Origin of the sequence: Streptomyces sp. RG80 (assembly GCF_040446465.1) — a bacterium.
In the GTDB taxonomy this organism is placed as follows: domain Bacteria; phylum Actinomycetota; class Actinomycetes; order Streptomycetales; family Streptomycetaceae; genus Streptomyces.
Window position 1 is genome coordinate 1 of the sequence record NZ_JBEAAJ010000013.1, and the last position, 21,773, is coordinate 21,773.

General features: G+C 67.8%; 17 protein-coding genes and 1 pseudogene. 5 read left to right on the plus strand and 13 right to left on the minus strand.

The features are described from left to right. Nucleotides 1-142 precede the first annotated feature (142 nt). The 3 genes from ABKA17_RS37950 to ABKA17_RS37960 are packed head-to-tail and all read right to left on the minus strand — an operon-like array spanning nucleotide 143 to nucleotide 5,095. Nucleotides 143-2,617: a TerD family protein gene (locus ABKA17_RS37950; protein ID WP_353696927.1), complete on the minus strand. Its 2,475-nt coding sequence runs from the start codon at nucleotides 2,615-2,617 to the stop codon at nucleotides 143-145. Further along, the gene (locus ABKA17_RS37955) at nucleotides 2,607-4,676 is read right to left on the minus strand and encodes a DEAD/DEAH box helicase family protein (protein ID WP_353696928.1); all 2,070 of its coding nucleotides are present in this window, start codon (nucleotides 4,674-4,676) and stop codon (nucleotides 2,607-2,609) included. Before ABKA17_RS37955 ends, ABKA17_RS37950 begins: the two co-directional genes overlap by 11 nt. After that, complete coding sequence (locus ABKA17_RS37960) at nucleotides 4,673-5,095, minus strand: hypothetical protein (RefSeq protein WP_353696929.1); 423 nt, start codon at nucleotides 5,093-5,095, stop codon at nucleotides 4,673-4,675. Before ABKA17_RS37960 ends, ABKA17_RS37955 begins: the two co-directional genes overlap by 4 nt. 477 nt (nucleotides 5,096-5,572) lie before the next feature. Here ABKA17_RS37960 and ABKA17_RS47995 point away from each other — a divergent pair. Both ABKA17_RS47995 and ABKA17_RS37975 read left to right on the plus strand, forming a co-directional pair. After that, nucleotides 5,573-5,991: pseudogene (locus ABKA17_RS47995) on the plus strand (winged helix-turn-helix domain-containing protein); the annotation flags it as partial. Between the two features lie 662 nt (nucleotides 5,992-6,653). Further along, complete coding sequence (locus tag ABKA17_RS37975; RefSeq protein WP_353696931.1) at nucleotides 6,654-7,898, plus strand: hypothetical protein; 1,245 nt, start codon at nucleotides 6,654-6,656, stop codon at nucleotides 7,896-7,898. Nucleotides 7,899-8,004: 106 nt separating this feature from the next. On the opposite strand, the gene ABKA17_RS37980 is transcribed toward ABKA17_RS37975, so the two are convergent. The 4 genes from ABKA17_RS37980 to ABKA17_RS37995 all read right to left on the minus strand — a co-directional run bounded on the left by ABKA17_RS37980 (nucleotide 8,005) and on the right by ABKA17_RS37995 (nucleotide 13,157). Next, the gene (locus ABKA17_RS37980) at nucleotides 8,005-8,979 is read right to left on the minus strand and encodes a hypothetical protein (protein ID WP_353696932.1); all 975 of its coding nucleotides are present in this window, start codon (nucleotides 8,977-8,979) and stop codon (nucleotides 8,005-8,007) included. 303 nt (nucleotides 8,980-9,282) lie between these two features. Beyond that, nucleotides 9,283-10,602 carry an SMODS domain-containing nucleotidyltransferase gene (locus ABKA17_RS37985; RefSeq protein WP_353696933.1) on the minus strand — a complete coding sequence of 440 codons (1,320 nt, stop codon included), beginning with the start codon at nucleotides 10,600-10,602 and terminating at the stop codon, nucleotides 9,283-9,285. Further along, nucleotides 10,599-11,195 (minus strand): SLATT domain-containing protein, encoded by a 597-nt coding sequence (locus ABKA17_RS37990; RefSeq protein WP_353696934.1) that lies wholly within the window; start codon nucleotides 11,193-11,195, stop codon nucleotides 10,599-10,601. Before ABKA17_RS37990 ends, ABKA17_RS37985 begins: the two co-directional genes overlap by 4 nt. Nucleotides 11,196-12,413: 1,218 nt before the next feature. Then, complete coding sequence (locus ABKA17_RS37995; RefSeq protein WP_353696935.1) at nucleotides 12,414-13,157, minus strand: hypothetical protein; 744 nt, start codon at nucleotides 13,155-13,157, stop codon at nucleotides 12,414-12,416. A gap of 125 nt (nucleotides 13,158-13,282) precedes the next feature. On the opposite strand from ABKA17_RS37995, the gene ABKA17_RS38000 reads away from it, so the two are divergent. Continuing rightward, entirely contained in the window at nucleotides 13,283-13,693 is a 411-nt protein-coding gene (locus ABKA17_RS38000) for a hypothetical protein (RefSeq protein WP_353696936.1), read from the plus strand. A gap of 89 nt (nucleotides 13,694-13,782) precedes the next feature. On the opposite strand, the gene ABKA17_RS38005 is transcribed toward ABKA17_RS38000, so the two are convergent. Further along, complete coding sequence (locus ABKA17_RS38005; RefSeq protein ID WP_353696937.1) at nucleotides 13,783-14,379, minus strand: TIGR03086 family metal-binding protein; 597 nt, start codon at nucleotides 14,377-14,379, stop codon at nucleotides 13,783-13,785. A gap of 62 nt (nucleotides 14,380-14,441) precedes the next feature. On the opposite strand from ABKA17_RS38005, the gene ABKA17_RS38010 reads away from it, so the two are divergent. Then, nucleotides 14,442-15,266: a DUF6597 domain-containing transcriptional factor gene (locus ABKA17_RS38010; protein WP_353696938.1), complete on the plus strand. Its 825-nt coding sequence runs from the start codon at nucleotides 14,442-14,444 to the stop codon at nucleotides 15,264-15,266. A gap of 25 nt (nucleotides 15,267-15,291) precedes the next feature. On the opposite strand, the gene ABKA17_RS38015 is transcribed toward ABKA17_RS38010, so the two are convergent. From ABKA17_RS38015 to ABKA17_RS38025, 3 genes are all read right to left on the minus strand, one after another. Then, nucleotides 15,292-16,125, minus strand: coding sequence for a PIG-L family deacetylase (locus tag ABKA17_RS38015; protein WP_353696939.1), 834 nt, complete (start codon nucleotides 16,123-16,125; stop codon nucleotides 15,292-15,294). A gap of 254 nt (nucleotides 16,126-16,379) precedes the next feature. Continuing rightward, nucleotides 16,380-17,792 (minus strand): dihydrolipoyl dehydrogenase, encoded by a 1,413-nt coding sequence (lpdA, locus tag ABKA17_RS38020; RefSeq protein WP_353696940.1) that lies wholly within the window; start codon nucleotides 17,790-17,792, stop codon nucleotides 16,380-16,382. A 246-nt stretch (nucleotides 17,793-18,038) separates the two neighbouring features. Beyond that, on the minus strand, nucleotides 18,039-19,313 hold the full coding sequence (locus ABKA17_RS38025) for a saccharopine dehydrogenase NADP-binding domain-containing protein (protein WP_353696941.1): 1,275 nt from the start codon (nucleotides 19,311-19,313) through the stop codon (nucleotides 18,039-18,041). Between the two features lie 24 nt (nucleotides 19,314-19,337). On the opposite strand from ABKA17_RS38025, the gene ABKA17_RS38030 reads away from it, so the two are divergent. Beyond that, nucleotides 19,338-19,943: a TetR/AcrR family transcriptional regulator gene (locus ABKA17_RS38030; protein ID WP_353696942.1), complete on the plus strand. Its 606-nt coding sequence runs from the start codon at nucleotides 19,338-19,340 to the stop codon at nucleotides 19,941-19,943. A gap of 111 nt (nucleotides 19,944-20,054) precedes the next feature. Here ABKA17_RS38030 and ABKA17_RS38035 read toward each other — a convergent pair whose 3' ends face one another. Further along, the gene (locus ABKA17_RS38035; RefSeq protein WP_353696943.1) at nucleotides 20,055-21,191 is read right to left on the minus strand and encodes an LLM class flavin-dependent oxidoreductase; all 1,137 of its coding nucleotides are present in this window, start codon (nucleotides 21,189-21,191) and stop codon (nucleotides 20,055-20,057) included. Continuing rightward, nucleotides 21,191-21,724, minus strand: a complete 534-nt coding sequence (locus ABKA17_RS38040; protein ID WP_353696944.1) for an SRPBCC family protein — start codon at nucleotides 21,722-21,724, stop codon at nucleotides 21,191-21,193. The genes ABKA17_RS38035 and ABKA17_RS38040 overlap by 1 nt, the downstream gene beginning before the upstream one ends. Nucleotides 21,725-21,773 lie beyond the last annotated feature (49 nt).

Below are 21,773 nucleotides of genomic sequence, written 5' to 3' on the forward strand. Positions count from 1 at the left end.
GACTCTGCTCCGCAGGCGGCTCAAGGCGCTGCAGTACCGGCACTGCATCCTCGACGGATTCTTCGCCGAGACGGGCCTCGCTTTCGACAGACCGGACGGACCCTAATACGCCGAAGTCAGTAAGCTCACGCTCGCCGCGTGATCAACGAAGCGTGTCCACCATCACGGGGGAAGGCCCCAGCTCCGCGGTGATGATGTCGCCGTCGGTGCGGACTCCGTCGTGGTGGGGATGGTTATAGAAGACGAGGTCCTGGTCGCTGCGGACCTTGCCGTGGCGGGTGAGTAGGACGGCGGAGACATCAACGGGCGTACCGGTGGCGGTGACGCGCACCATTACCCGCTCGGATGCGAGATGGGCATTAGCGCCCTTGCCCAGCGCGTTCCCAGCCTCGTGCTGTGACTCTGGGGCGGCCTTGACCGCGTCCGCGTCGGATGCCTCTGCGGGTCGGCTGGTACCGGTTAGCGCGGCGAGGGTGTCCTGGAAGAGAGGCCAGCCTTGGGCTTCTTCGCCGGGCCAGGGCCAGGCCAGGCGGTGGGCGCCGAACTGTTTAGGTGTAGGCGGATGTCCGAGGGCCTCGTAGAGCTGCACATAGCGCAGGCTTTCCTCGGCCAGGCGGCTGAGCTGCCACTGCCGTTGGGCTTCTTCAGGCTGGTTCATGCGGAGGTCGTTGTCGACGGCGGTGCCGCCGAGCGCGGTGTAGACGCGCTCGGCGAAGACGTGGCCGTCATTCGGCAGTAGACGAGCCGGACGCTTTTGCTGGGCGGCAGCAGGCTCGCCGATCGCGGTGTACAGGGCGCCGAGGTCACCACCGGTCCATTGATTGGCCGCGCTGGTGGCGAATTGGGCAAACTGATTCAAGCTTGGCGGCTTGCCCTTGGCGGCCACGAACCGGTGATGGGCACGGGCAACGTCTTCCAATGCGGTGCGCCACCGCCCCTGCAGGTACGCGTCAAGATACTGCTCCGTCCAGGCACGGCGATGGCGGGTGACGATGTTACGGACCCGCTCGAAGCCTTCGCGGCGGGTGCCGCTACTGTGACTCATCGTCAAGGTGAAGGAACCGATCGCCGTGTCCACCGGTAGCTCCCTGCGCTCTCGGACGATCTCCTCCTCCGGCCCCAAATGCTGCTCAGCAATGCGCAGTTCCTCGAACAGATCCGTCGAGACAGGACAGCCGACGGCATGCAGCGCGGTAAGGGTGCGGCTGTAGTAGTCAGCCACACCGGACAGAGGGGCGCGGGAGTAAGGGCCTTCGCACACGAACCAGGCGGTCAGCGCGACACCGTGCCAGAACTCCAGGGCGGGTCCGAGCGTTTGGGCCATCACCTGGTGGGGCCGGGGATTGCTGACGATGGCGCCAGGGTGGCGCTGCAGCGTCACCGCCTGCCACAGGCGGTCCACCTGCTCGTTGACGGAGGCGGGCAGCACCTGCCGGTACAGCTGCTGGGTGATGCCGTGGTCGTCGTGCCAGGCGAAGGACATGATCTCGTTGTCGACGAGTCCCCAAAGCGGTCGCATGCCGGAGCTTTGGACAGCGTGCGTGTGGTCGAAGGCTGACCACCAGTCGCGCAAAGCTGCAGCACGTTCTTCGACGGGGGAAAGTGAGGTCGGGCCACCGAGGAAGGCGGCGAGCATGGCATGGATTTCGTCCTCCGGGATGCCCGCCTCGGCGGCCATGCCGGCTGCCTGAGCAGACATCCCCACGTACAGGCGCGGCCCGGGCAGCGCGGTAATGACTTCCTCGTCTGGGTGCGGTAGCGCCTGCAGGTAGTCCAGTACGCTCAGCCAGTCGCCGGCAAAGTAGCCGGAAACCACCGGCTGCAGCGCCCGGGTCAGGACCCGTCTGGCCAGAGCGGTACCGGCCTTGGCCTTTTTGGCGAAGCTGGCAATGAGTGCCTGCGTCTGCTGGATCCGGTGACGGGTGACAAGCTGCAGAGGATCAGTGGCGGTGAGGGTGTCCAGGAGTCGGAGGCGGGCGCGTTGCTGCCCGCGCCGGTCCAGCCGGTGCCAGCCGCCGCCGAAGCGGAACTCCTCGAGCTCATCCTGGCCCAAGCCCAGCAGACGGTAGCGTTCCTCGATACCGGCCCACTGTTCCTGTTGGTCTTCGACGGTCCCGGCCTGTCCGGCTGCCCGCACCCGGACCGGCTCCAGCAACGTCTCGAACAGCGGCACCAGCAGCGCCCACAGCAGTATCGCGTCCGCGCCCTCCACCACACTGACCCGGGCGGTGTCATCGGTGGCCAACGTCACCGCGTGAGCCGCGCGTTCGCGCAGCAGATGCGGCAGATTGACTGCTCCTGCCTTCACGGAGAGCTTTTGTGGCAGGTACCACGCACCGCGTTGCTGTTGCTCCCGCACTCCGAACTTCTCAGCACACCAGGCTTTCTCCGGCCCGCTGAGCCCAAGCACTTCAACGCTGTCCGCAGCCTGTGGTCCTTTGCCTCTGATCACCGAGGCCACTCGCTGGCCGCTCAGTGCGGCGGCCAGCAGCCGGGCCGCGAGCGCGTCGAGCTCAGCGAAGCGCTGGTGCTGCTCGGCAGCCGCCTCCAAGGCAAGCCCGTCTTCGGGGGATGCGCCGATGACAGGCTGCCACCAGCGCGGCTCGTCACTGGCCACCGGTCAGCCTCCGCATGTACTCGACGAACTGTTCAAACGGCATCGGCGTCGCGTTGTTTTGTGCGTAGACGGCGTAGCGCTGGGCCATCAGCTGCATCTCCCGCTCCGCCCGCCGAGCTTCCACCCGGCCCAAATCGTGCACCACCCGCTGTTCGACACGCCCCTGCTCGTACAGCACGAACGCATCAACCCCGCCTGGGACTGTGCCATCAGAGGCCGCCTCCCCAGTGCCGTCACCGTCCTGTACCTGTTCCAGCGTGCCGGGGTCAATCAGAGGGACGTCGAGCAGCACTGCTGGATCCATGTCGTTGTCCGCACACATGGCCTCCAGGTGGTCCTCCAGGCCGAGTTCGGCGTGGCAGACCACGTCCAGGTACTGCTGGTCGACAGCCAGGCCGGGATGCCTCAGTACGCGCACACCACGCCCGATGAACTGGTAGAACTCGCCGAAGCTGCCGTAGGGGCGCACCGGCACCACCACGGTGATGGGCGGGAAGTCGTAGCCCTGGCCGAGCATCCGCAGCTGGACGATGCCTTGCAGGTCTCCCGCCTCGGACTCGAAACGCCGCCGGGTGGCTTTGATCGTCGAGGCCGACATGCTGTGGTGCAACGTGCCGCAGGGGATGCCGTGCTCTTCGGCAATACGGGCGATCTGCTGCGCATGGGCCTCACCCATCGCCGCGAACAGCGCCCGGGGTTTGACCGGGGCCAGCAGCTTGGCCTGGGCATCCAGACAGGCCCGCGTCACGGTCATCACGTGCCGGATCGACGCCTCGGACTGCGCCGTGATGCGAGCCATCTTCCGCTCGTTCCCCAACGCGGCCAGCAGGGAATCACGGCCCATGATCTGTTCGCGGCGTCCGTCGGGCCACACCGCCTCGTACACCGTCGTCGCCGCCTCCGGGGCGAACCGGTGCACGCGCAGGTTCTTCGCCGAGCCGTCCGCGACGGAGTCCACCAGCCGGTAGCGGTAGACGACATCGGCGTCGATCGGTTTGCCGTCCAGGCGCTGGAAGCACGCCGACATCAGCAGCGTGCGTGCACCCTCGAAGTGGGCGAAGAGCCGCTGGTAGGAGGCGCTGGCGGCGATGTGTGCCTCGTCCACGACGATGAAGTCGACATCCTCCGGCTCCAGCTTAGCCAGCAGGTCCCCATCCTTGTCGCCGGTGCCGAGCGCGTGGAAGTTCGTGACCAGCACATCCGCGGCCAGCAGCCGCTGTCTGCTCACCCGGCTGATCTGCCCGTCGTCCCTGTCCAGGACCAGCGTGGCCGGCGGGCGCGCGCCCGGCAGCAGCGGGCCGCCCACCAGTCCGTACAGAACATTGCCCGGCGTACCCGGATCGAGTGCCTTGGCGAACGTGCCGCGGATGACCGAGCCCGGAGTCACCACCAGCGCCCGCCGCCTGCTGAAGGACAACGCGGCCGCCACTCCCAGTGCGGTCTTGCCGGCCCCGACCGCCATCACCGTGGCCGCATGCCGTCCTCCGGACGCGTAGTAGTTGGCCAGCGCGGCCAGAGCCTCATCCTGGCACGCCCGCAACGGCTCCCGCGCCACCGAAGCGCGCGCGCCGGTGAAGTAGGACCCACCGGCCGCTGGTTGGGCGCCCAGAGGCGGATCGGCCGCCCGCAAGGGATCCCCCGCCATCTCCGGGACCTCGATGCGCGGTACGGCGACCACTAACGGCGCAAGCGTCGCATCCTGGCGCAACATCGTCTGCAGCTGGGCAACGCAGCGCGCGGTGTCCAGGCGCACCGCATCATAGGAAAACCGCAGAACCGTCAGCCCCGTGGCGGCCAGGTCGTTCTGCCGTAGCCTGTCGTAGGTGAAGGCCCCCCTGTCACTGTGGAAGGTGAACCCGTCCAACTCGACGGCCAGTTGCAGCGACTCGCCAGAGATCAGGTAGTCCAGCCGGTAGGTACGTTCATTGACCGTCACCGGATGCTGGCTGCGCACGTGCGCCACGACGCCCCGCTCCGCAGCCGGAGTGAGCACCCAGCGCAAGAACGCCTCTTCCAGATAGGAGGCCGAAGGGATCACCTGGTGCAGTCCCGTGCTCATGCAGCCCCGCCAACCGCAGCTTCCTGCACCAACGCACCGGCCTTCTCCGACAGCCGGGCCACCGTGTCCTCGCCCTGTCCGAAACGGGCCAACCGCCGTGCCACGCCAAGAGCTTCTTCGAGAGCGCCTTCGCGTTCCAGCAGCACAATGAGTCGGGACACGGACGTCACATGCACGAACGACTCCGGGACGGGACCGGTGTCGAAGGACACCGCCTGAGGGGCTGCCTCCATCAACTCCAGGTCCAGCAGCGCGAACACCTCAAGCAGCTCAAGCCCTTCAGGATAGGAGCGTCGGCCGCTCCACAAGCGGTCAACCGCGCCCTGCAGGACGAAGTGGTAATCCATTGCCCCACCGGGAAGCTCCAGCGCCTCCCAGACCTGGGCGACCAGGTCCGCTCCGCTCGCCTCTATGGGCACATGCCGACTGGCCGGCGTTGCCGACGTAGTGCCCTCATCAGTCGGCCACATCAGTGATCCGTACGAGACTTTCGGACGGACTCGTGCCTCTGGCAGCGCCTCGCGAACAACACCAGGGCTACCGGGGAAATGCAGGCCGGGAACGGCCGCCATTCGCTCAAACCACGTCGCCACGTTCCCCGCTCTTCCTGCATCCGCTACCTCAGCCGCCAGCTAACCGCCGCACCCCTGCTGAACATCCCCCCGGCAGCACGTCTCCCGCGCTCCGCCAAAGCAGTACCACCTCGCGAAACCATATGCCCGCCAGCTGAAGCAAGTGGCGATTTCACGACGATCCCCTGTTCACGGCCTCATGCAACGCTCTTTAGGCAGCACGCGGGAGGAATCGGCTACCTACTGATCTCTTCGGGTTGTAGTCGGGTGCTGATCCCTGCGGTAGGCCGGTGGTATGCAGTACACGTGTAGGGCGGCGGCGGGTTGACCGCCGAGCGGCGAGAGTTTCGTGAGTGGATCTGGTACCAGGCGGGCGAACGGTTCACGCGCGGCGAGAAGACCGCGGTGATCGCGAAGGATCTGCGGGTGAGCGAGCGGTCGGTGGAACGCTGGCGGCGGGCCTGGCGGGAGGGCGGGATGGATGCATTGGCTTCCTCCGGACCGTCGAAACTGCTCAGGCTGTCCGACGGCCGGCTCGCCGAGTTGGAGAAGGAGTTGGCTCTGGGACCCACCGAGCACGGTTGGTAGGACCAGTGGTGGACCCCGGCACGGATTAGAGTCCTGATCGCCTTCAAGTTCGGTATCGACTACTCGATGGCGGCGGTTTGGCGGCTGCTGCACCGCCACGGCTGGGCTGGCAGTCTCCCGCCCGCGGCGCGCTGGAACGCGACGAGCATGCCGTCGAGCCCGGGAGTACGCGGCCGCCCATGACTGGCTCACCATCGTGCAACTACCCGCCTGCAATTCGGCGGTGGGCCTGCGGGATCTGGTCAAGCCCGTCGAGGATCAGGACGCACTCTTCGCCCTCGACAATCCACGTTCAAGATCCGGACCCTACTCGGACCGCCGTCCGCCAACTCCCCTACGAACTACGCGTCTACCCTGGTCAAGGGCATGCAATGGCTGTACCGCTAGCAGATTTGGTTTCATACAGCCCGAAGAAACTCGGGTTCTTCTAGAGCCTCAAGTCGACTGCCTGGAGGCGCCGTTACGCTCCAGGCAGTCCGACACCGGAGTCACTCTGGGTAAGCAACGGGCTGCCTCAGGTCGATGGTCGACCCGAACGAGGACTGTCCCCGGACCAGTCGCGGACCAGACTCCCGCCCGGCGTGAGGCAGGCGACAACGCTCTGACACGTGTGGTGGCACGACTAGCGGGACCGCTCAGGCTCAGCAGCACGCTCTGCGGGCGTGGGAACATGCTTCAAGCCTGACCGCTCTCATCACATGATCCGCATGACCATCGTGCTGGCGGCCGTGTACCTGGCGTGGTGTGTCAACTCACCCCAGAGTGGTGGGGGCCGATTACCCGGCGGACTGTCAGTGCCTGCGCATAGCCTGCCGACATGTCTTCGAATACCGGTGAGCTCCGCCACGTCATGCTCGGCTCGATCTTCAAGCCCGAGGTTCCCCTGGGGCCAGCCCGGGACACCTCCATCACCTGCCACGCCTCACCAACGGGCAAGGGCAAGCTCCACGGAAGCCCCGAGTGCCGCGCACTGCGGTCGGCCGCTTCTGTGAACCAGTTCGACATCTTGTTCGGCGAAGCCGTCGAGCGGCTCTGTACGAACTGCCGGTGGGCTCTGTTCACGGACAGCCCGATTCTGCCGCTCGGCGCGGCGGTGAACGACGTGGACTCTCTCACCATCTGGCTCGACAGGGACCCCGAGGACGAGGATGACATTAGGGCCGAGCATGACGCGGCCATCGCCCTATCCACCGGCGACTACCCGCCCCACACCAATGACGTCGGCGAGGCGGATGAGGAAGACATCGAGGCTGGGCACGACGAGAGGTGGGAACGCTATGACCGCGCCCGCAATCTCCGCTACGGGCGCCACTCACACTGGCGCCGACTGCACTCCTACCTGATACGGAGCAACCAGGCAGTAGCCGATTACCCGTTCCTCGCCCCGTGGGCCGACGGGCTGCAGAGTCGGCTCACCGCCGTCCTCGACGCCGAGCGTCGGGCTTTCGCGGCCCTCGTCCAGCCGGCCCATCTGCTGGAGGCGGCTGCCGTACACGCCCTGCCCACGCCGCGCTTCTCCAGCGATCCCGGCTTCGCCGGGTTGGGAGCGGAAGCGGAGAAGACCTTCCGGCGAGCCTGGCACGAGTGGAGTCGCCGAGCCACCTGGTCCTGGCAGCGCCTGGAAGATCATGACTTCTCGGTGTACACCGTCGTCAGCGACGCCTTCGGGCGCCGCCGCAAGGGGAAGCCCGAAGCTCACACCGCCTTCCGTCAGCTCACCGCCGACTGGATCCGCCAGGCGCGCGAAGAAGCCGCCCGCCCAGCCACCGCGCCGTGGCAGCTGGTGGCAGTCAAGGCACCCGCTCTCCCACGCACCCGCCACAACGAGCCGGAACGCGACCCTCTCACCCTCTGGGAGGCATCAGTCATCGCCACCTACCAGGTAGCTTTCAACCGGAAGTCAGGCACTACAGCCTTGCTCGTTCCTCACCTCGTCGCTGAGCAACTGCTCGCATGCGCCTCCCACGACATGCCGGTCCAGCGCCTTGCCCCCGAAGGCAGCGCTCTGCCTGCGGAGACGCTGCTGGAGCAGTGGGACCACGAAAGCCTCACCCATTCGTGACCTCGCGCTGTCAGCCCGTCGCCAACACGGCCGTGCCCAGGGCCCGGGCAGCCTAACCGACAGCGACCTCAGGGCTTCCTACCCCTCGGGAGCGGACAGTCCGTTCTCAGACCTCCCGGGGATCTTGCTGGTCGAGCGCAGCCAGCACGGGAGTCGGATCGTCGATCAGATCGAACAGGCTGCTGGTCCGTCGCGCCCACTGCTCTGGATCCTCTCCTTCCGCGAACGCCGCGGCCGACGCGAACTGGTCCTGGAGGTTGACCGGCAGTCTGCCAGCCAGGGACGCACCGAGGTCTCGGCCCAGGACGGCTCGTGACGAAGGCGGCCGCATGCGGCGGGCCGGCTTGCCGGTCGCCGGGACGACGGTGCCGCTCACGCCCTCGAAAGCCGCAACGGCATCGCGCACCCAGCCGCCATCCCAGATGTCGGGGAGCGGAACAGCGATCCGCTGAACACTGGCGATCGCGTTCCTCCCCAGCGCGAGCGAGAGTCCTCCCGGATCCTCGTGGTAGTTCAGGTAGCGGGCGACATCGACGTCTGGCGGGCAGACCTCGTCGAGCACGACGTCGCCGACGAAGTTGCCAGGGTCGACGAGCCACCCCGCCCGCACCACGACGGAGGGCTTCAGACTGACCCGATACAGATAGAACTGGCTGTGCTGGTCGGCCTGGTTACGGATCCGACGCAGCATGTTGTGGACAGCGGCCTCGTACGTGCCGACGTGGAGGGCCTTCGCCCGCTGCCGCGCCGTCCACTCGGTGACCCGCTCACCGCCGCCCATCCTCATGCGGGTCTCGGAAGTCAGGACGGCCGCCGGATCGAAGTTACGCGTCGGCCAGTCCGGCTGCGTGCTCGTGTGGTACCAGAAGAGCCGCGCTACCCGGTCGTCGTGGAGCGCTGGGTCTTCGGGGTCGACCGTTACCCGGGGTGAGTCCTCGTGCTCGCAGGTCATGCCACAGCCGGGGCAGGTCTTCTCTGCCTGCTCCCACCGATCGATCCAGTCCAGATCGACGCGCCACCGATGATCGCAGCGTCCACAGAGCATCTGCCGCTCTCGCCAGAAGTCAATCCGCCGTTCCACGGCACCATTCTCCGGAAGCGTCCGACGGAGAACCAGCCTCAGCCAAGGGTTTCGAACCCACCGGAACTCCGCTTCCGCGGTATCTGCTTCGTCGCGGGGCACTGCTGGCGTCCTCGGAACGCAGCTCAGCTGCGCGGCGGGCAGCGTACCGCTCCCGCCACCCATCTCCGCGTTAAGCAGGCACTCGCTCATCACAGCGAGAGAACTGTTCAGCCTTCGGCCCTACGGGCGGATGCGTCTGATGCGACGAGACCCCCGGCAGATTCTTCGGGGCTGCCTCGTCGCACTCCGAGGATCGGTTCCCTACAGGACGTTCGCCGTCTTGTCGCTCGTATTGCTGACCGGCACGTCGATCCGGTCCCGAGCGACGACGACCCCGTCCTTAACGACGTAGCACTCGACGACGTGCTCGCCCTTGAAGTCCGAGTGCTCGATGCGGACTCCCCGCTTGGTCGAGTCGACGATCTGGCCGCGGATCATGTCCCGCCGCTCGGCTTCCGGACCACGATTGAGCACCTTCCACTTCAGCGTGTAGGGCTCCCCGACCGAGCAGCTGGTGACCACGAACCTCAAGCTCTTGTCGGCCTTGAGCAGGATCCCGCCGCGACGCATCGAGCGGAGCCAGGTCGGACGCCATCCGGCCTGCGTGACCTCGCAGTCGATGGACACGCTCTCGGACACGTCGACCGGGAACGCGTCCTCGATGAACTCCTCGGTGTCCCTGAACGTCCGGGACGACTCGCTCGCGCTCTTCGCCAGCGGCACCGACGTGCCGAAGACCTCGCGCCACTTCTTGTTGGCGGACGTCTTGCCTTCGTTCGCGATCGCCTCGAGGCATCGGTTGTACGCCTTCTTCGCCTTCGGCTGGAACTTCGCCTTGACGTAGACCCGCTGACGGCTGCCCAGCGCCAGGTAGTACTCCTGCTCTGGCTGATCTTTGAGGAATTCGAAGAAGTCGCGGGCCATGAGGTCGAACGAGCCTGTGCCCGCTGCGTCGTAGTCGTCGTTCTGGTCGAAGAAGTTGTAGACGAGGGTGTCGATGAGCAGGCCACCCATGTTCACGCCGTTCGCGTTCTTCCATGCCCGTGCCATCCGGGCAAGGTGGCGCATGTTCGTCGCGGTACGGTCGTTGCACTCCTTGGTCGCGGCGATCTCCTCGCGCGGCTTGGTGACCTTCCAGCCCTCAGCCTTCGTGTCCGGGTAGTCGAAGCTGCCGTCAGCGTTCTCGAATGCCGGCTGGACCTCGAACTTGAAGGCGTTGGACGTGAACCGCACTCGGACGACGCACTGGTCGACGCGGATCTCAGTGTTCTTGTACCGCGCTTTGAGGTCGTCGCGGACCCTCTCGAGAATCCTCCGCGGGCCGGTGTCCCCGTCGTAGCTCGACCGGATCCCGGGCGGGAGGATGAAGATCATGTCGAGGTCGGACACGCCCTTGATCGCGGTGTGCCGGCCGAACGATCCGACCATCAGCTTGTAGTCGGTGCAGCCGTCCTTGTCGCGGAAGTCCTTGTTGAGTGCCTTCGTGATCTCGTCCCGGCGCGAGGCGACCGTCGTGGCCGTCTCTCCGACCTTGAGGTTCTGGAGCAGCGTTTCGAAGATCTCTGAGGTCTTCATCGTCATGCCTCGCCTTCGCCGAGCCGGAGCGCCTCGGGAAGGAAGAGGTCGATCTCGCGCGAGGTGAACGTCATCTCCTCGTTGTTCTGCAGCCCGCCCTGGGCGCGCGCGAAGGCCCTGTTGCTCGTCCTGGGCGCGTCGGCGTACGCGTCGCGCGCGGCCTGCTGCAACTCGTCCCGCCGCTCTCGGCCCTCCGCGTTGGAGACGGTGCCGGACATCAAGTCGGCGATGAGGGAGATGTACGACTCCCGGACGTCCCACAGCCGAGAGGCGATGCCGCGGTGGGCCTCAGACTCCTCCTCGAACTTGAAGGTCTTCGTCCCAAGGCTCATCCAGCTGACCAGAAGCGCAATAGAAGAGGTCGCGAGGCTCGTCAGCACTGCGTTGCCGAGCAGGCCGACCACCGCGGCAAGGAAGGTGCCCGAGCTGATCGCGGTGAGAGTAATGAGGACGCCCTGCTGCCACCGGTGCTTGGTGAAGCAAATGTCCGCTTGCTTCTCATGAGTCTTGTGGCTGTAAACCACGCGCCCGAAGGCCTCTCGCATCTGCGCCAGAAGGTACAGGTCGCGGTCGGGCACCGCGTCGCTCTCGGGTGTCAATTCGTTCCTACTCGGTCGAGGACTCCTGGACATGCGCCTGAAGTCAGTTGCACATCTTCTGAGTATGGCGGCGACCACTGACACTCCGACCGACTTGAGCTACCTCCCGTTCAGACCTAGCTCGATCCGGCCCGCCCTGCGGCCCTCTCCTGCTTCGCGCAGGTGGCGGAGAGCGGTGGACGCAATGCCGCGGAGCCGCTCGCACTCCTTCTCCGCGGCGGCCCCGCGTAGCTCCTGGCTCCAGGCCCGGGCGAGAGCGAGGCTCAGAGCAACTAGTACTGATCCGGACGGACCGGGGGCGGACCTGGCAGTTCGCCGACGCCTGTGCCGCGTACGCGGTGGTGATTCCACAGGCGGCGGCCATCCCAGAGCCCCTGCGTCGTGCGACGGTACGGCCCGCGAGTCGCTGGCGGCCGGCGCCTCCTATGTGCTGAAAGAGTCCGGCGAGTGGATCGAATCGCTGTGAGCAGCGCCGTATCGCGGCGGTGGCAGGAACCCGGGGAATCGGCCAGAGGTTCCATGCGCCCGGTATCTGCTGTGGCGGTTGGGTCCCGTGGTGTCAGTGCCGACGGCCCGGTGAGACAGGGGTTGTCGTGGCCGGGATTCGGGAGCAGCCAGAAAGAAGCAGGCAGCAGGTCGACTTGGCGGACCGACTGATTGAGGCCGGTCGATGGTCGCAGACTGAGTCACGGCGCAGGGCGCAGCTGAGAAAACATCGTGTCGAAGTCCCGGCTGAGGTCACCCATAAGCCTCTCTCGTGCCCCAAGTTAGGCTGTACGGGCCTTCCTTTCCGCCGTTGGACTGGCCCGCCGTGCCGGGATTCGAGCCTGCTGCGGCCCTGCCGAAGCCGAGGCACGACTTCCGACTCCGCACGATCTCGGACCAGCTCGCTGGTCCACCACCACGCCCTCGAGTCCAGATAGCCAGCGTCCGGGCAGCCACCCATCTGCCCCGTCCAGTCCCCACTGGCTCCCAATCACTATCAGTGCAGCCGCAGCGGCGCCGCCAGACCAAGATCCGGACCATTTCCGGACCAGCCCTCGAAGGAAGGCTGCGCCAACTACCGTTTTGCCAGCTCAGCGTGGGCCTAGCTGATGTACCGCCAGCAGACCAAGAACCTTCTGGTGTCGTACAGCCCGAAGAAGCTCGGGTTCTTCTAGGGCTTCAAGTCGGTTGCCTGGAGGGGGGTTGCTTGCCCTCCAGGCAACGACCGCGGTCCTAAGCCACTGTGGTCCGGGGCAGGCCTTGCTGTGCTGCCCAGGTGCGCAGTGCGGTTTCGGCTTCTTCGCGGGACTGGGGGCCGTGGTCGAGGTGGAGTTGTTGGAGGTGGCGGATGGCCGCCCCTATCGTCCGACCTTGCGGTAGGCCTAGCAGGGTGATGATCTCCTTGCCGTTGAGGGGCACCGGGATGCCGGGCAGCCGCTCATGGAGGGCTCGCTCGGCTGCGGCACGCTCCTCGGACTCGCGCTCGGCCTGCTCTCTCGCGTGCCACTCGTCGTAGTCGGCCGCGTCGCGGGCCTTCAGAGCGGCCCGGCGCCAGTCCTCCTCGTCCCGTCCCTGGCCGAGGCCCACTTCCACGAACAGATCGCGGTGGTCCGGCGCGCCGGGGCCGGCCGACGCCACACCGAGTCGGGCGAGCGCCGCGTTGATCGGCCAGTCCTCCCGCGGACCGCTGAATTCCGAGGTATGAACCGGCCCCCATTCCCGCACACCGGCCCGCCACAAGGCGGCGGTCTGCTCCCCCTCGCCGCCCCAGAAGTCCGCTTGCACATGGGCCACCGGTCCACCTTGTGAGAGATCACCGAGCACGCTCGGCACGTCACCGCCGAGCGCGGTGGAAAGTGGCAGTGGCAGCAGGCCCATGCGTTGCCTGAGCGGGGCGACCACCGTCCCCGGCACCCCTTCGGCCCAGCTTCGCAAGCGGTCGAAGTCGCCTACGACGGCATCGAGTCGGTACGACATCTGCGCACAGTAGCCGCGTTCCCGCGACGCCGACCACGCGCCCTGGCCGCCGACAAGGTGCCGAGCCGGCCAAATGAGATGATCACTGAAATGTGAGACCGACGCCGAGAGACGGAGTACCGCCGGTGGACGAGGACGAGAGCCTGCGCCGCTACGGTCTCCAGCCCGTCGCCGCCGACCTCGACGAAGTGCGCGAACTCCTGCGAGGCCGGACGGAGCGTGAACGGCACTCTCAGGGCGCGGGCGACACGGAACTGATGAAGCTCTGCTGCGTCCAGCTCTTCAACGCCGGCGTCATCGATGACGTACTCCTCATCTGGAGCGCGAAGACCGCGAGTATGGACGCCGCCTGCTCGATCGATGTCCAGCTGCTGTGCGGACCGGGGCTCACCGAGACGAAGGCGTATCTCTCGGCCCTTCGTACACCGGAAGCGGAGGCGGCCCGACAGCGGCTGCTTGAGTGTGAAGCCGCGGGCGACTTCGAGGGCTTCTGCGTCGAGGAGTACTCGGCCCAGTACGCCGCCTACTACGAGTGAGGCAGCCGGCCGCAACCCGGTCGGACTGCCCGTCCAGGAGCCCTACGTCCGCTGCGCAGCAGCAGCCTGCTCAGGCAACTGGCGTTCTGTCAGGCAGTTTTCCCATACGGGTCCCTGCCGGTCCGGGCCAGTAGCCGTTCGAACGTCGATGCGCCCTCGGCCTCCGGTACGGGCTCCCCGAACACCCCCATCTTCCTGGCCGTCGGCGCCAGTTCGTCCACCGCGCCGGACAGTTCCGCCACGATCGCCTCGTCGGGACCCGGGTAGTCCTGGCCTGTCGCCATCGCCAGATCCCATACGTGCACGGTCAGATCGAGCAGGGCCATGGAGCCGACCAGCCGCGCGGGCATGTTCATCGCACCGGTCGTCCCCTCCTCGGCGCCGGGCGTGGACCAGGCCGCCACCAGACGGTCCGCCTCGTCCGCGAGCCGCTCGCGCCACTCGGGACTCCCGGCCACCCGCTCGGGCGTCTCACCGAAGTCCGATGCCTCCTTCACGGCCAGCCGCTGGAACTGCACGATCACCTGGAAGAGGTGATCGACGAGGGCCTTCACGTCGTACTCGGCACAGGGTGTGGGAGCCGACAGAGCCGTGTCAGGGATGCCCCGGAGCACCGGAACCGCCCTCTCGCGCGCCATGCCCAGCAGCTCGCCGATGCCGTATGTCCGCTCAGAATTCGTGTCCATGCACCGACCGTAGGCACAGCCACCGCTGCCCCTCTTGAAGAAACGCGACATACGATCAGGTCATGGCCGCACCCCGCCGCGACACCCGCGGGATCGTGGACCCGTCCGGGCTGCTGAGCCGCGTACGGTTCCGCCGCCACGAGCCCACCGAGCCGCTGGGCCGTTACGTCGAGTGGTACTGGCTCGTCGACTGGGACCTGCCCGCGCCGTACGCCTCCCATGTCGTCCCGCACCCCTCGGTCCACCTCACCTTCCAGTGGGAGGAGGACGAAGGCCCGCCCTGCGGCGAAGTCACCGGCGTCGCGCTCGGCCTGTACACCCGCAAGCTGACCGGGCGGGGCCGGGTGTGCGGAGTGAAGTTCCGGCCCGGCGCCTTCCGCCCCTACGCCCCGCGGGTACCGGTGTCGCACTGGACCGGCCGCGTGCTGCCCGCGCAGGACGTGTTCCCGCAGATCACCCAGGACACCGCCCGCTCGGTCCTCACTCCGCCCGACGACCGTGCCCGCGTCGCCGCCCTCGACACCCTCCTGCTCTCCCTCGACCCCATCCCCGATCCGCAGGCCGACCTCGCCAGGGACCTCGTGCAGCGCATCCGCGCCGACCGCACGGTGCGCCGCGTCGGTGACTTCGCCCGCGCGGAAGGTCTCTCCGCGCGGGCGCTGCAACGGCTCTTCTCCGCGTACGTCGGCGTCAGCCCCAAGTGGGTCATCCTCCGCCACCGCATCCACGAGGCCCTGGAACAGGCCGGCACCCGCAGCGACATCGACTGGGCCGCCCTCGCCGCCGACCTGGGCTACGCCGACCAGGCCCATCTCGTACGGGACTTCACCGCCACCGTGGGCGTCACGCCCACTGCCTACGCACAGGCCGCGCAGGCCGCGCACTGACAGCGCCGTGGCCTGCGTGATCGGATCAGCGCAGTCCGGCGAAGAGGTCGTTCTCGGGCAGGGCCGCGCCGGTGGTGTCATGGACGCGTACGAAGGTCTCGACGCCCATCAACTCGGTGAACTTCTCCTGGCCCATCTTGAGGAAGAAGATGTTCTCGCCCTGGCTGGCATGTGCGGCCAGGGCATCGAACTTCTCGCCGCCGAACGCCGTGGTGTCCACCCAGGTGGTGATCTGCTCGTCGGGGAGTCCGATCTCGGCCAGCGCGGCGGCCTCGGCGGGATCCGGCTCCTGCCAGTCCGCACCCGACTCGCGCATCGCCTCCCCGAAACGCCGCATCATCGAGCGGGGCATCGTGGTCCAGTACACCTTCGACGTCAGACCGGTCATCTCCAGCGCCGCCATCGTGATGCGGTGGGCCTGGATGTGGTCGGGATGGCCGTAGAAGCCGTTCTCGTCGTAGGTGACGACCACATCAGGTCGGTAGTGCCGCATGAGTTCCGCGAGCCGGGCCGCGCCCTCCTCCACGGGGGTCTGCCAGAAGGAACCGGGGGCGTCGTTGCTGGGCCAGCCCATCATCCCGGAGTCGGCGTAGTCCAGCATCTCCAGATCGCTGATCTTCAGGACGCCACAGCTCGCCTCGAGTTCCTGACGGCGCAGCAGGGCCACGGCCGCGGGATCATGCCCGGGATCACCCGGCTTGACACCCCCCGGCCCGTCACCGCAACTGCCGTCGGTACAGGTCACGAGGACCGTGCGGATGCCCTCCGCCGCGTACCGCGCGAGGACCCCTCCCGTGCCGGTGGCCTCGTCGTCGGGGTGGGCGTGCACCGCCATGAGCGTCAAGGGCCGGTCGTTCATGAAACAGTCCTCCTGCTGTGTGAAAAGGCTCGGTCCGAGCCCGCGGCAGGCGTACGAGCGGGCGCCCCGACATGGGGTGACCGGGCTTGCCACGGACCCGAGGGCGGTCGCGTCGGGGCGGACAGCTTTTCGGTCTTTCTGCTCCCCGCCCGCCCGGCGCCGGTCCCCGCCGGTGCAACAGCGCTTCCTGACCAGCTGTTCCCGCCGACCCGTGAACACCTCTGCGCAGCAGTGCAGTCGGGGCGCCCCTCCCGCTACATGTTGATCATGTGACCCGCGAGGCCGTGGACGGCTTCCTGGATCGCCTCGCCGAGGGTGGGGTGGGCGTGGACGTTGCGGGCGATCTCGTGGACCGTGAGGTCCCACTGCTGGGCCAGGGTCAGCTCGGGGAGGAGTTCGGTGACGTCGGGGCCGATGAGGTGGCCGCCGAGGAGCTCGCCGTACTTGGCGTCGCTGATCAGCTTCACGAAGCCGGTCGCGTCGCCCAGGCCGTGGGCCTTGGCGTTCGCGGTGAAGGGGAACTTGGCGACCTGGACGTCGTAGCCCTGCTCCCTGGCCTGCTCCTCGGTGTACCCGAAGCTGGCGATCTGGGGCTGGCAGAAGGTGGAGCGCGGGATCATCGCGTAGTCCAGCTCCATGGTCTCCGCGTCCGCGAGCGTCTCCGCGGCGACCACGCCCATCGCCTCGGCGGCGTGCGCCAGCATCAGCTTCGCGGTGACGTCTCCGATGGCGTAGATGTGGGGGACGGAGGTGCGGCAGCGGCCGTCGACGTCGATCGCGCCGCGCTCGGTGACCCGTACGCCCGTGTTCTCCAGACCGTAGCCGGTGACGTTCGGCGCGAATCCGATCGCCTGGAGGACCTTGTCGGCCTCCAGGACCTGCTGGGCGCCGTCCTTGCCGGTGACCGTGACACGGACCTGCGCGCCCGACTCGTCGATCGACTCGACGCGGGTCGAGGTGAGGACGTCGATGCCCAACTTCCGGTACTGCTTGGCGAGTTCGGCGGACACCTCGGCGTCCTCCAGCGGGGCGATCCGGTCCAGGAACTCGACGATCGTGACCTTCACTCCGTAGTTGTGCAGGATGTAGGCGAACTCGATGCCGATCGCACCGGCGCCTGCGATCACGATCGACTGCGGGAGATCGTCGGCCAGGATCTGCTCCTCGAACGTCACCACACGCGACGTGCGACGCGTGCCCGGGAGCAGCTTGGGCGTCGCTCCGGCGGCGATGATGCAGTGGTCGAAACTCACGGTGCGGGTGTTGCCGTCGTAGTCCACGACCTGGAGCGTGTGGGGGTCGCGGAACGTGCCGCGCCCGTTGATCTCCGTGATCTTGTTCTTCTTCATCAGGAAGTGCACGCCCTTGACGCGGCCGTCCGCGACCTTGCGGCTGCGGCGGAACGCCTCGCCGTAGTCGAAGGAGATCTCGCCGTCGACCTTGATGCCGAAGGTCTTCGCCTCGCGCGTGAAGACGTGCGCGAGTTCGGCATTGCGCAACAGGGCCTTGGTGGGGATGCAGCCCACGTTGAGACAGACGCCTCCCCAGTACTTCTCCTCGACGACCGCGACGCGCTTGCCGAGTTGGGCGGCCCGGATCGCGGCGACGTATCCGCCGGGTCCCGCGCCGAGTACGACGACGTCGAAGTGCTCACCCTGCTCGTCCATGGACGGTCCTTTCCAGTGGGGTGGCCGACTTTCCCGCAAGGGTTCGGCGCGCCCTCGATCGATCGAACAACCTGCTTCGACAACTCAACAGTGGTGGCTCCCGCCACCGCCTGCCGAAGGCGTCCGCCGGGGGACAGGAAGGCGACCTGGAGGACAGGGAGGCACCGCATGCTGCGTCACCTCGGCGGAAGTCACCCGGGCGTCCACTTCAGCGCCCTGGCTCCGTGATCTATGCCCGCTCAGCAGTCATCGGCCGCGGGTGGGGCTTTCGTCGGCTTCGTGCACTCCGGCCGCGGTGGCCGCGAGCCTGAGGCCGGCGAGCCCGAAGGCCGCGACCGGGCCGTGCACGCCGGGCTTGAGGACCGCTTCCGGCGCCGCCGCCTGGACGGCAGCCCAGGCCAGGAGCGATCCCGTCATCTCGTACGGGTCCGGGCCGGTGAGGGCCGTTCTGGCGAGCGGCCGACCGGCGGCGTCACGGGCGACGGCGATCACCAGGGAACGGCCGTCACGGTCCGGCTCCCGCCGAGATCCCGGGAGCCGCTGGGACAGCCGCGTCACTGCGGCGCGCACCTTCGGCGACCTCAGCAGGGGCGCCTGGAGGGCGGCGACGATCTGTACCGGACGCGTCCACCGTCCGAGCCACCCGAGGCCCACCTCGACGCTCTCCAGTCGGGGAAAGACCTCCGGCAGCCCGAGATGTTCCGAGCCCGGAACGGTCATGGCGGCACGGCTGACTCCTGCGTAGCGGAATGTGCGGACGCGCTTGGCCGCGCGCTCTGCGACCAGGCGCGACGGGGCCCCGGGGCGTGGGGGGCGGTAGGCGAATCCGTCCTCTGCCGCCGCGCCGACCAGGGTCTGCCGCGTGGCGCCCGTGGTCAGGGTGAAGGCGTCCCGCAGGGTGCTCCGGTAGAGCAGCTCGTCCCCGTGGCCCGAACGAGTGACGAAATAGCCGATCTCGACACGTCGGGCCCGCTCACCCGCCTTCTCCAGAACGAGCGCGCCGGCGAGATTGCCCGGCACGTAGTCGTAGCCGAACGCGGGCACCACGGTTGCGCCTCGGGCGGCGGCGACGGAGTCCAGCTCACGGAGGACGTGGAGCGCGAAGGTGCCCTCCCCCGTCGAGTCGAAGTAGTGCGCCCCCGCCCGTGCCGCCGCCGTGACCGTGGCCATGCCGAGCTGCATGAACGGCCCGACCGTGGAGAGGACCACGTCAGTCGGTTCCAGGAGCCGCGCGAGGTCGGCCGACGACGTCACGTCCACCTCGGCCACCGGCAGCTCCGCTTCGAAGCGGTCCGCCAGGACGAGCATTCTGGTGCGGTTCCGCCCGACCAAGGTCGGCTTCTCACCCCTTGCCAGCAACTCCCGGAGCACTCTCTGCCCGGTGTACCCGGTCGCGCCCAGCAATACGATCCTGCGCTTTTCCACGGCTCCGCCTGCCTTCCGGAGGGCACTGTCATGACGACCACTCGCCGACTCCGAGTCATTCACTGACTCCGGGTCATCAAATATACGATGGTGCACATGAGAGGGCCAAACCGACGACAGTTGTACGCAGAGCAAACGCGGGCGGATCTGGTGGCGGCCGCGCGCAAGCTGTTCGTCGACGACGGATTCGCGGGCACGTCGGTGGAGGCCATCACCGGGGCGGCGGCGGTGAGCAAGGGCACCTTCTACCACCACTTCCCGGACAAGAAGGCGATGTTCGCCGAGCTCTACACGGAGCTGCTTCAGCAGGTGGCAGGTCTGGCCGACGCGACGGCCGAGGCGATCCGTGCCACGCCGGAGGAGCCGGCGACGACCGCGGTGGCGAACCTCACGCACGCCTTTCTCCGGCGCACGATCGACGACCCGCTGCACCGCGAACTGATGGCCCAGGCACCTTCCGTTCTGGCGGGGCGGTACCGGGAGGTCAACGACACCATCGCCCAGCCGCCGATCGAGCGGCTGCTGACCGCCCTGGCGGAACGCGGTGACCTGCGGCCGGAGGTTCCCGTCGACACCGTCGCCCGCCTGCTGCTGGCCGGCCTGTGCGAAGGCAACCAGATCATCGCGGCGGCACGGGATCGCGAGGACGCCCTGACCAGGACCTTCCAGTCGATCACCCTGCTGATGTCCGGCCTCGCGGCCGACGACACCAGTGCACGTGGTTGACGGGGACCGGAACCTCGTGGACGGCTTTGGGCAGGCTGCCCGGACCGTGCACGTGGTTGACGCGGACCCGAACCTCCTGAACGGCCGTGGGCAGGCTGCCCGGACGGGTCGCTACCGCGCCGTCTCGTCCTCGATGTCGCGAACACCATGGGTGTCGCCGACAAGGTCGGTGCCGCCAACAGGGTCGGTGTCGCGAGCAAAGTCGAGGTCGAGGTCGCGAACGATGTCGATGGCCCGGCCGAGGGTCGTGAGGCGGGCGTCGAGGTTCTCGCCGGCGGGATAGAAGCGGACGGTGTCGACGCCGGCGTCGCGCCACACACGCAGTCGCTCGCGGACCATGTCCTCGGTTCCGATCAGGGTGGTCGCCAGCACCATCTCGTCGGTGACCAGGCCGACCGCCCCGTCCCGGTCCCCGGCCTGCCAAAGTGCCCGGACTGCGGCCGCGACATCGGCCCAACCCTGGCGGCTGTAGGCGTTGTTGTAGAAGTTCGTGGTCGCGGAGCCCATACCGCCGAGGCTGAAGGCGAGTTCCTTCTTGCGCCCGGCCACCATCGCGCGCAGCGCGTCCTCGTCATCGGCGAAGGCGACTTCGGCGCCCTGGCAGATGTCGAGGTCGGAGCGGGTGCGGCCCGCGGCGGCCAGACCCTGGTCCAGGTGGTCGAAGTACGCCTCCTTGGCGCCCTCGGGTACGAAGCTGGTGCCCAGCCAACCGTCGGCGATCTCGCCGGTCAGGTGCAGCATCTTCGGTGAGAGAGTGGCCAGGTAGACGGGGATGTCGTACTCGGCGCGCATCGACAGACGCATGGGCTTCGCCTCGCCCGGCAGCGGGATCCGGAACTCCCGTCCGGAGTAGGAGATCTTGTCGCCGGAGGCGGCCTGCCGCACGATCTCGACCGTCTCGCGCATCCGGGACAGCGGCCGGTCGAAGGGCACACCGTGCAGCCCCTCGATCACCTGCGGCCCGGACGGGCCCAGTCCGAGGAGGAAGCGCCCCTCGGAGAGCTGCGACAGCGTGATCGCGGCGCGGGCGATGGCCATGGGCGTGCGGGTGCCGAGCTGGATGATGCCCGAGCCGAGCAGCATGCGCTCGGTCCTCGCGGCGAGATAGCCCAGCGGCGCGGGCGCCTCGGAGCCCCACGCCTCCGCCACCCAGCAGATGTCCAGACCGAGCTTCTCCGCCTCGGTGACGTAGTCGACGAGCTCCCGCCAGTCGCCCCCGGAGGCTTCGATCGTGGTGGACGTGCGCATCAGAGGCTCGCCTCACCCGAGGTCCGGGCCTTCTCGGCCAGCTTCTTGACCTCGCCGAGGGTGACGGTCATGTTGGCCTCGAACTCCCGCATACGCACGAAGACGATCTTCTGCTCCTTCTCCGGCATGCTGTCGATGGCGAAGGAGAGGCCCGAGCGGGCCGGACCCATCTGCATCCATTGCCTCAGCACCGTGCCTCCGTCGTGCGCTTCCAGGGTGAACCGCCAGATGGCCGTGGGGTGTTGCGGGTCCTCCACCGCCCAGGCGAGCGCCTTCGACGGCTCGTACTCGACGATGTGGGACGTGGTGGCCCACTCCCCGAACGCCTCGTGCCTGCTCCGGCCGATGAACCGGGCCCCCACGGCAGGACCGCTGCTGCCGTCCAGCCACTCCACCGACTGAAGTTCGGAGCTCATGTGTGGCATCAGCTCGATGTCGGACACCAGGGCCCACACCTGCTCCGGTGGGGCTTCGATCCAGGTGTGGACCTCGACCGTCGGCTTGTCCGCGTAGCGCGCGCCCGTCCACTCCATGGATCCGCAGCCTCCTCGACCTACCGGCACCTCTCGCTTGAGGCACTGA

Coding starts and splice junctions, on each gene's coding strand:
- ABKA17_RS37995 (WP_353696935.1), bottom strand. CDS start 13,157: ATGTCGTACCGACTCGATGCCGTCGTAGGCGACTTCGACCGCTTGCGA.
- ABKA17_RS37955 (WP_353696928.1), bottom strand. CDS start 4,676: ATGAGCACGGGACTGCACCAGGTGATCCCTTCGGCCTCCTATCTGGAA.
- ABKA17_RS38015 (WP_353696939.1), bottom strand. CDS start 16,125: ATGAACGACCGGCCCTTGACGCTCATGGCGGTGCACGCCCACCCCGAC.
- lpdA (WP_353696940.1), bottom strand. CDS start 17,792: ATGGACGAGCAGGGTGAGCACTTCGACGTCGTCGTACTCGGCGCGGGA.
- ABKA17_RS38010 (WP_353696938.1), top strand. CDS start 14,442: ATGGCCGCACCCCGCCGCGACACCCGCGGGATCGTGGACCCGTCCGGG.
- ABKA17_RS37985 (WP_353696933.1), bottom strand. CDS start 10,602: ATGACGATGAAGACCTCAGAGATCTTCGAAACGCTGCTCCAGAACCTC.
- ABKA17_RS38035 (WP_353696943.1), bottom strand. CDS start 21,191: ATGCGCACGTCCACCACGATCGAAGCCTCCGGGGGCGACTGGCGGGAG.
- ABKA17_RS38005 (WP_353696937.1), bottom strand. CDS start 14,379: ATGGACACGAATTCTGAGCGGACATACGGCATCGGCGAGCTGCTGGGC.
- ABKA17_RS38040 (WP_353696944.1), bottom strand. CDS start 21,724: ATGGAGTGGACGGGCGCGCGCTACGCGGACAAGCCGACGGTCGAGGTC.
- ABKA17_RS37975 (WP_353696931.1), top strand. CDS start 6,654: ATGTCTTCGAATACCGGTGAGCTCCGCCACGTCATGCTCGGCTCGATC.